Genomic DNA, 8,838 nt, shown 5'->3' on the forward strand with positions numbered 1-8,838 from the left:
CTGGGCGAGACCTACGGCGACCTCGGCCACCTCACCAAGGTCCGCGAGTGCGCGCAGGTCCTGCTCGGGCTCGACGTCCACGCGACCAACGAGATGTACGCCCGCATCGCGGCCACCGTCGGCGACGTCGTCACCGACCTGCACGGACTGACCGGCGTCGCCACCAAGGAGAAGAGCGTCGACCGGGTCTTCTCCCCCTTCGAGGTGGCCTGCCTGGACATCCGCGGCAAAGCGGCCGGCGTGCCCCTCGTGGACCTGCTCGGCGGGCGCGTCCGCGACGCCGTCCCCTACAGCGCGTACCTGTTCTACAAGTGGGCGGGCCACCCCGGCGCGGACCCCGACCGCTTCGGCCCGGCCCTCGACGAGGCGGCCCTGGTGGCGCAGGCCACCCTCCTGATCAAGGAGCACGGCTTCTCCTCGATCAAGCTGAAGGGCGGCGTCCTGCCACCCGACCAGGAGATCGCCGGCATCCGCGCCCTGCACGAGGCGTTCCCCGGCGTCCCCCTCCGCCTGGACCCCAACGCCGCCTGGACCGTCGAGACGTCCATCCGCGTCGGCCGCGAACTCGACGGCGCCCTCCAGTACCTGGAGGACCCCACGCCGGGCATCGCGGGCATGGCCGAGGTGGCCAGGGCCGTCCCGATGCCGCTCGCCACGAACATGTGCGTCGTCACCCCCGCACACCTGCCGCCCGCCATCGCCGCCGGCGCGATCGGCGTGCTCCTGCTGGACCACCACTACTGGGGCGGCCTCGTACGATCCGCGCACATCGCCACCCTCTGCGGCACCTTCGGCCTGGACCTGTCGATGCACTCCAACTCCCACCTCGGCATCAGCCTGGCCGCGATGACCCACCTGGCCGCCGCCACCCCGAACCTGACCTTCGCCTGCGACACCCACACCCCCTGGCAGGACGGCCAGGACGTGGTGCTCCCCGGCAGCCTGCGCTTCGTCGACGGCGCCGTACCGGTGCCCACCGGCCCGGGCCTGGGCGTCGAACTGGACCGGGACGCGCTGGCGGTCATGCACGAGCAGTACGAGACCTGCGGCCTCCGCGCCCGCGACGACACGACCTACATGCGGCGCATCGAACCTTCCTTCTCCGCGAAGATCCCCCGCTGGTGAACGTCGCCTACGTCTACCCCTGGGACGTCGTCGGCGACCCGGCCGCCCCCGCCCGCCTGGCCGAGCTGGGCGTCGACACGATCGCCCTGGCCGCCGGCTACCACTCCACCCGCGCCGCAACGCCGCACCACCCGGCACACCGCGTCCTGGACGTCCCCCATCCCGCCTTCTACCTGCCGATCCGCCCCCATGCCTGGTCCCGCCTGGTCCCCGCCGCCCCCACCTGGACCCCGCCGGACGCCTACCTCCAGGCCCAGACGGCCCTGCGGCAGGCCGGCCTGAAGGTCCATGCCTGGGCCGTCCTCACGCACAACTCCTACCTCGGAACCCGGTTCCCCGACGTGGTCGTGCGCAACGCCTTCGGCGACCCGTACCCGTACGCGCTCTGCCCCGCCCACGAGGACGTCCTGGCGTACTGCGAGGCCCTCGTCACGGAGATCCTCACCCTCGCCGAACCGGACGGCCTGATCCTGGAGGCGTGCGGGCCGATGGGGTTCGGGCATCAGGGCGTGCACGAGAAGACGTCCGGCGCCGACTGGACCCCCACCGACGCCGCCCTCCTCTCGTTGTGCTTCTGCACCACCTGCGCCCCTCGATACCCCCCGGAAACCGCCGCACAAGTCCGCACCACCATCGACACCGCCAAGCCCCCCTCCACCACCATCCCCCTCTCAACCAACCCCCCAGCCGACGCCCCTTCGTCTGCCGACACCTCAACCAGCTCCACCGCGACCTCTCCTCCCCCAACCGCCCCCACCGCGACCTCTTTGTCCCAAGCCGACACCACCGCGGCCACACGCTCGAAAGGCGTGCCGCCCGCAGCTTCAAGCAGCGCACAGGCCGTCTCCCGAGCCCCCCACCCCCCGAATCCCCCCTCCCCAGGCCCCGGCTCCGCGTGCCTTGGCACCCCGCTTTTGGGCACCCCACCCCCGCGGCCCTCAGCCGCGGAGACCCCAGCTCCAGGGCTCTCAGCCTCGGAGACGCCGGCTTCCGGTCGGCCAACCTCAGAAACCCCGCCCTCAGAGGCCCCCACTTCAGGGACCCAAGCCTCAGAGGTCCAACCCTCACGGACCTTCACCTCAGAGACCCCACCCTCACGGCCCCTCACCTCAGAGAACCCACCCTCACGGCCCCTCACCTCAGAGAACCCACCCTCACGGCCCCTCACCTCAGAGAACCGAGCCCCAGAAGCCCGAGGTTCGGCGCCCCGAGCGTCAGGGGGCCCAGCGCCCACCCCCACCACCTCGGACACCACCGGCCATCCCACCCCCCACCACCCCATCGACACGATGGACCTCGCCCTCGGCCCCCTCGCCGACGAGGTAAGAGCAACCCGGGTGGGGCTGTCGGCCTCCCTCCGCCACCGCCTCATCTCAGCCGCCCGGCGAACAGCGCCGAACATCCCCATCACGCTGCACGCCGACCCGAACCCATGGGCCACCGGCGCCTTCGCCGCCCTCCCCTCGGGCGACCCGAACCTGAACGTCCTCGTGGGCAATTGCTGGGGCGACACCCGCACCGACGCCGCCCGCCTCACAGCCCTGGCGAACCTCTGCACGCCCGGCCAACGAGTAGGCGCCTACGTCCTGACGCTCCCACCCCGCCCCGCCGACGCAGCCGCCCTGGCCGAACAACTGAGCATGTACGCCGATGCCGGCGCCTCAGAGTTCCACCTCTACCACGCAGGCCTGGCGTCCCCCCATCGCCTCTCCGCCATCGCAACCACGCTCCGCCTCTTTGAGTAGCCGCACTCCAACGGCCTGCACCAGCCCCCCGAAGCCCGACCACGAACCACTGACCGATCACCGTTCCGAACCGAGCCAACAGCGGGCCCTGAGCTCCCAAGAGACCACCAACAGCGCAGCCCACAGCGAGCCCCACGCCTCACCACCAACAGGGCAGCCGCCGACAACTCACCGAGACACGGAACCACCTGATCAGTAGCGCCGCCCCGTGACCCGGCACCTCACACCCTCAGACGGACAGACACCAACCCAGCGGTGCCTCACTCCTCACCCGCCGATGCCTCTGTCGCGAACGAGCCACCGTCGCAGAGAGCAGCGATGCACCAGGCACGCGTCGATCTCCAAGCCTTCGGATTCACACCGGAGAGCCCGCACGAGGTCGCTGATAGCTCGCCCTGGGAGCCGAAGCCCCAAGCGGCGATCGACCCCCCAGCGTGATCGACCACCTGGCGAAGGTCGCAGACCGCCCTGCCACGATCATCGATTGCCCGCCTTGGCGCAGCAGTAGGCGGGCGAACACTCACCTACCAGCGCGAGCGAAGAAAGCCACAACCAGCCGCTCTCCAACAGCACGCCATGACACAGGCAACCCGCCGCACCTCAACGGGCGCAAGATTCCCACCACAGACCAGGTGCTCCCCCGCCACCCATCACCATCACCGTCCGGAACCCAAGGTCACCCACCTGACCAGCGCCAGCCGCCACCCGACGCACCCCGCCGTGTCAGCCGTCGGCGCAAGCCCGAACTCGCCGCCCCACTTCGCCCACCACCCGAACCGACGGCACTCATTCCATCATCGCAAGCCACTTCACGTGCGCTCCCCCGAACGGCCCCCTTCGAGCCCCGACCGCGTCCATCAGCCACCGCGCGCTCGCTTCCGCCCCGGCGATCAACTCCGGCGGATACCCCAGCACCACCTGATGCTCGGCGAACTCGTCCTCATCGTCGAGAATGAGCCGCCCATCCCGCTTCCTGATCACGTCGAGATCGAGATCCAGCATGGTCACCTCGTCATCCCGCCACTCGGGAACCGTGGTGACATCCACATAGACCTCAGTGCGATGCGGTGCCGCATTGAACGATGCCGTCCACCAGGCATCCCGCGGGAACAGCATGATCGCGTGGTTGTCCCAGGTGATGGCCGGCCCATCTCCCTTGCGGGCAACCGTCCCTCCGGGCACGGCCACCCAAACCCCGTATTGATCATCTCCGAGCACCGTGCCCGGATGGTTCCAGTGCAACGCCCCGCCGTACTTCCGAAACACCACCCGTACATCACTCATAGAACAAATCTACTTTTCGTCGCCCCCCACCACGAGGACCGAGAGGTCACCTCTCTCCTCCCCTCCTCAGCCCGCCCTCTCCCAGCCCCTGGAACCGTGCCTTCGCCACAGACTCAGTCCGCACAGCACATGCCTCAAGCCACTCAACACTCCCCAGAGTCGATGGACCTTCCCCTTATCCCACTCCTAGAAGACGAGCCAGCCATCAGCGGCCACTCCCGACTACCCTCGAGACCTCTGAGACCTCTGAGGGACTTGCACTGGAAGCAGAAATACAGCTCGTCCATAACTCAAAGTCCACACCGAGCACATTCAGACTTCTGACCTGCGAACCACAACGACGAGCGCCCCGTACTCCCAACCGGTCCAGCGCCAGCCCACTCGCGCCACACCAACGCCAGCACGCTCTACTCCCGCCGGAAAGTCACATCAATCCAAACAGTCACGCCCTCATCAGGACAAAGCCCATCATGCATCAGCAGAACCGCATCACCCACAGCCAGCTCTATCCGTTTCCACTTCAAGCAATCCCCGAGGAACTTCTACAACCGCACGCCAGATGCCACAAAGTAGCCTTATCAACCCATCAGGCCCTTCGAATCCCGCTTAAATAGTGAGCCGTGGCAACACGTAGCGACTTGACCGATAAAGCATGGGGCCGGACCGCCTCCTACTCCCGTCCGCCGCGGGCCCTGGCCGCCCCTGGCGTGAACACCGGCAAGTAGTGAACGGAATCCTTTGGCGCCTTGAGACCGGATCGACCTGGCGAGAAATCCCAAAATGCTACGACCCCTGGCAAACCTGCTACGAACGCTGGACCGAGGACGGAACATGGGCACGGGTCCTAGCGGAATCACAAACCAAAGAAGCCCCTCTCCCCCAGAGCATCACCCAACCACCCATCAACCCGCACACCCCGAAACCCTCAAAAAGACTCAAATCCCACCAGACAACCCCTCAAATTCGCGACAATTGCACCTAAGGCGCAAAAAGCACCTGGCCCCACTCGCACCAAACCGTCCACCTTCGCCATCCCACCAGCATCAAGATAAGAATTCGCTACCACAACTAGGCCACCGACTAGTAATCTTCACCCTGAGCAAGCCGAAACAGCGAACAGCTCCACACCCACCTGTTCAAGTAGGACAGATCGATCCGATACCGGATCCCATAGACACCCGCGCGGGCACATAGAATCCCCCTCCATTTTGCCCGCGCGGGCACCTACCAGTTCCCCCATTCCGGCCCGCGCGAGCACCAACCCCTACACCTGTGCCCGCGCGGGCCGCTCCTTTGGGGTCATGCAATGCCGCACAAACCCACCATCGATGTTCACACCAAAGCCCCACGAGCGCGTGAGCCCCCCGAAGGCACAACCGCCTCCATCACGACCAAACAGACCCTGTAACCCACCCCAGCATGTCCATCCTCAGTACGCCCCCATGCCGCTCACGCCGCCCCTGCCTGCTGCCCCCATCGAGCCATCGGCCAACGACTTCAGCCGCACCTCCCCGAAACCAGGCATGCATTTACACGCCTCGGCACCGACATCACGCGGCTCCAGCGGAAACCCCTCCCGCCGCCCCGGCTCCCCTACGCCGGAACACTTTCCCCTCGGCGCCCGTCGATGCCGACACAGTCGACGAACACACCTCCTGGTCGAACCCACTGCCCCCGACTCGGTTGACGCGAATCGCCCCAGGACCGCCCCCTGAAGCGAGAACCAAAAGCACCCTCAGCGGCGGAGACGTCGCCCGCGTTTTCGCCGCGTAGCCATGATCGAGCCTGATCAGTACCTACGCCCCACCTTCGCCTCGCATAAGGCCCGAACCAGCCGAGAATCGATCAAGGACGATTGCCACGCACCCGGCAGACAATGCTTCCCCCGGCCCCCTGAACCCCGCCGCCGAAACTCGGCCGACTGCCCAGAAGCCCAAATCATGAACGGTGCGGCTCTGCTGGAGTGAGCGGTTCCACGAGCGTGGGCCTCGTGGGTGTGCCGAAGTTCATGCGCCAGCGAGGAACTTCGGGGAGGTTTGGACCGTCACCTCTTAATGTGAGCGATGAGGCGCAGAACAACCGATTCCGGCATCTGCCGGAGCGGCCCGACCCGGCCACGTGGCGGTCCGGCGTGGACGAGGAACCGCTGCCGCAGGTCATCCTCGAGCCGGCGGAGGCGGAAGACACTGGCCTGCGCTGGGTGGCGCCCGAACTGGAAGCGGCACAGCAGATCAGCGACGCGATCGTACGGCGCCGCAATTCCCGTGTCTGAACCGGACAAGATGTAGCTCGTTTCAACGACTGAAGCGATCAAGCCCCTGCTCGGTGATGGTCTCCTCCAGCCGGTCATGGGGCAGCGTCCCGGTCTGCGCGTCGACGAGGTGTCCGATGAGCCAGTTGAGTGCGTTCTTCGCCTTTGCAAAGACGTCAGCGGACATCTCGGGTCCTCCTCCATACGACCGGCGACGCACGATCGCCTAATACGCACGGATCGGCTTCCCCAAGTCTCGACCCCGGCCTTACGAAATCCGCCTCTCGTGAAGATCCCTTACGACCAGAGAAGCATTGAGCACTGGGCGATCCAGGCCCGCTTGAATCACCGCCTTGCAGAAACCAACCCGCTCTCGTACGCCGCGATGACCAACTGCGCTCTGTCACGAGCATCCAACTTCGCGAGCAAGCGGCCGATATGTGTCTTGACGGTGGCCAAGCTCAACTGCAAGTGATCAGCGATCTCCCCGTTGGACAGCCCACGAGCGATCAACAGCAGCACTTCCCTCTCGCGCTCCGTCACCCTGTCCAACCCCTGTGGCCGCTGCGCCACAGGGGTCTTCGTGAACTCCTCGATCAAGCGTCGCGTCACCGTTGGCGCCAGCAAAGCCTCACCGCTCGCAACCACACGAACAGCAGCGAGCAGGTCAGCAGGCGGCGTGTCCTTAAGGAGAAATCCACTCGCACCGGCCCGAAGCGCGTCGTAGACATACGCATCCAGGTCGAACATCGTCACTACAAGAACCCGAGAGACATCCCCGATACGCCGAGTCGCCTCGATGCCATCCATGTGCGGCATGCGAACATCCATCAACACCACATCGGGTCGATGCTCCAAGACGACCGCCACTGCTTCAGCACCGGTTGACGCCTCGCCCACCACTGTCATGTCAGGCTCGGAGTCGACCAGCATCGTGAAGCTCCCCCTGAGCAGAGCTTGATCGTCAGCAACGACCACCTTGATCACGACACCTCCTGATACGGCAGACGCGCGAAGACACGAAACCCTCGTCGAGGCAGACTCGCCGCCTCAAAAACTCCGCCGTACATCATGACCCGCTCCCGCATCCCGATCAGTCCGTGGCCGGAGCCGTCCCCGGGCGACACCCGTCTTCCTGGGCCCTCGTCAACCACCTCGATCCGCACCTCGCCCCCGTCCGTCACGACAGAGACCTGACAGCGGGTCGGTGAGGCATGCTTGACCACGTTCGTGAGTGCCTCCTGCACGATGCGATACACGGACAGCTCGACGCCATCGGGCAACCGTCTTGCCTGCGCCGGACCCCCTCCTCGTCGTCCCCCCACTTCATTCGGGGCGACGACTCCTCCGAACAAGCCTTCATCCGGCACACGGTCACCGGTCCACGGCATGGCCTGTTCCCCATCAAGAGGCCCACCTACTTCGCCAGGCCCCGGTTTTGGCCGTCCCCGTGGCGTGCTTTCAGCCTGCCCCCGCAGACCTGGACTTTCCTGGCCAGCCTCATCTCCACCGATCCGGAGATCAAGGTCGATCTCGACCCCAGCTTGCCTGGCCTGCTCCACCAAACCCTCCAGGCCCGCGATACCCGGAACGGGAACAAGATCTGGCAGTTGGGTCGAACGGAGCATGCCTAGAAGATGGCGCATCTCCACCAGAGCACTCCGGCTGGCGGTCTCGATCACACGCAAGGCGTCGTGTGCTTCTTCAGGCCTGTTCGCCAGCACATGATTGGCCACGCCTGCCTTGACCGCGATCAATCCCACGCTGTGAGTCACGACGTCGTGCAGTTCCCGCGCGATGCGTAACCGTTCCTGCGTCACTGCATGCTCGGCCATTCGCTCGGCCTCACGAGCGGCGTACAACCTGCGTTCCCGGACGGCCCGACCGATGGTCCAGGCTCCACCGAGCGCGGCGATGCCGACCAGCGGCTGATCGATGTGCACCAGCCAAGCTGGCGTGCCCCCGCGCGGCGCGCCGCCTGCGACCACCAGCCCGAAGACACTGATCATGCTGACCACACCGATGGCCGAGGACGGCAGCACGGCCCCGAACCTGTCGGACATCGCCACGATATAGATCGCATAAGCCGGTGCGATGCAGGCGTACCCCACCACGTCAACTGCAACTGCGAAGACGGCGAGCGTCAGGGTGAAACAGAAGACGGGCACAGGCCACAGCCTTCGCACCGCCAAAGGCAGGCCCAACCCGCAGGGGAGGGCTATCTTCAACCACGGCGGCATCCCAGGCGCGGTGACCGCTGCTGTGACGAACACGAACGCAAACCCCAGCCCCGCTGCCAGATCGAGCACGATCAGCTGACCGCGGCTCCAACGCCTGGCGAAGAAGGGATGGTTCTCGTTCACGAGTTGAACGGTAGCATCTCGCCGAGCTGAGCACGTCAACCCAGGGTCTGACCTTCAAGTTCGAACCGTG

General features: G+C 66.2%; 9 protein-coding genes. 4 read left to right on the forward strand and 5 right to left on the reverse strand.

All coding sequences use genetic code 11. The features are described from left to right. The coding region (locus ACWCSD_RS40735) for an enolase C-terminal domain-like protein (protein ID WP_449922898.1) at nt 1-1,125 on the forward strand (1,125 nt) is incomplete at its 5' end. 502 nt (nt 1,126-1,627) lie between these two features. On the opposite strand, the gene ACWCSD_RS40740 is transcribed toward ACWCSD_RS40735, so the two are convergent. After that, nucleotides 1,628-2,293: a hypothetical protein gene (locus tag ACWCSD_RS40740; protein ID WP_449922901.1), complete on the reverse strand. Its 666-nt coding sequence runs from the start codon at nt 2,291-2,293 to the stop codon at nt 1,628-1,630. A gap of 121 nt (nt 2,294-2,414) precedes the next feature. Between ACWCSD_RS40740 and ACWCSD_RS40745 the strand changes: the two genes are divergently transcribed. Next, complete coding sequence (locus tag ACWCSD_RS40745) at nt 2,415-2,870, forward strand: hypothetical protein (RefSeq protein WP_449922904.1); 456 nt, start codon at nt 2,415-2,417, stop codon at nt 2,868-2,870. Nucleotides 2,871-3,656: 786 nt separating this feature from the next. Here ACWCSD_RS40745 and ACWCSD_RS40750 read toward each other — a convergent pair. Next, on the reverse strand, nt 3,657-4,154 hold the full coding sequence (locus ACWCSD_RS40750) for a DUF402 domain-containing protein (protein ID WP_358291838.1): 498 nt from the start codon (nt 4,152-4,154) through the stop codon (nt 3,657-3,659). Nucleotides 4,155-4,806: 652 nt separating this feature from the next. On the opposite strand from ACWCSD_RS40750, the gene ACWCSD_RS40755 reads away from it, so the two are divergent. After that, on the forward strand, nt 4,807-5,136 hold the full coding sequence (locus tag ACWCSD_RS40755) for a transposase (protein ID WP_449922907.1): 330 nt from the start codon (nt 4,807-4,809) through the stop codon (nt 5,134-5,136). Nucleotides 5,137-6,210: 1,074 nt separating this feature from the next. Then, nucleotides 6,211-6,426, forward strand: coding sequence for a hypothetical protein (locus tag ACWCSD_RS40760; protein ID WP_449922910.1), 216 nt, complete (start codon nt 6,211-6,213; stop codon nt 6,424-6,426). 22 nt (nt 6,427-6,448) lie between these two features. Here ACWCSD_RS40760 and ACWCSD_RS40765 read toward each other — a convergent pair whose 3' ends face one another. The 3 genes from ACWCSD_RS40765 to ACWCSD_RS40775 all read right to left on the reverse strand — a co-directional run bounded on the left by ACWCSD_RS40765 (nt 6,449) and on the right by ACWCSD_RS40775 (nt 8,768). Continuing rightward, nucleotides 6,449-6,592 (reverse strand): hypothetical protein, encoded by a 144-nt coding sequence (locus tag ACWCSD_RS40765; RefSeq protein ID WP_397160824.1) that lies wholly within the window; start codon nt 6,590-6,592, stop codon nt 6,449-6,451. A gap of 158 nt (nt 6,593-6,750) precedes the next feature. Continuing rightward, complete coding sequence (locus ACWCSD_RS40770; RefSeq protein ID WP_387683407.1) at nt 6,751-7,392, reverse strand: response regulator; 642 nt, start codon at nt 7,390-7,392, stop codon at nt 6,751-6,753. Then, nucleotides 7,389-8,768, reverse strand: coding sequence for a sensor histidine kinase (locus ACWCSD_RS40775; RefSeq protein WP_397160826.1), 1,380 nt, complete (start codon nt 8,766-8,768; stop codon nt 7,389-7,391). The genes ACWCSD_RS40770 and ACWCSD_RS40775 overlap by 4 nt, the downstream gene beginning before the upstream one ends. Nucleotides 8,769-8,838 lie beyond the last annotated feature (70 nt).

The organism is Nonomuraea sp. NPDC001684 (assembly GCF_053596515.1).

Bases quoted from the DNA above. Each gene is read 5' to 3' on its own strand.
- ACWCSD_RS40745 (WP_449922904.1), top strand. From the start codon at position 2,415: ATGGACCTCGCCCTCGGCCCCCTCGCCGACGAGGTAAGAGCAACCCGG.
- ACWCSD_RS40750 (WP_358291838.1), bottom strand. From the start codon at position 4,154: ATGAGTGATGTACGGGTGGTGTTTCGGAAGTACGGCGGGGCGTTGCAC.
- ACWCSD_RS40755 (WP_449922907.1), top strand. From the start codon at position 4,807: ATGGGGCCGGACCGCCTCCTACTCCCGTCCGCCGCGGGCCCTGGCCGC.
- ACWCSD_RS40765 (WP_397160824.1), bottom strand. From the start codon at position 6,592: ATGTCCGCTGACGTCTTTGCAAAGGCGAAGAACGCACTCAACTGGCTC.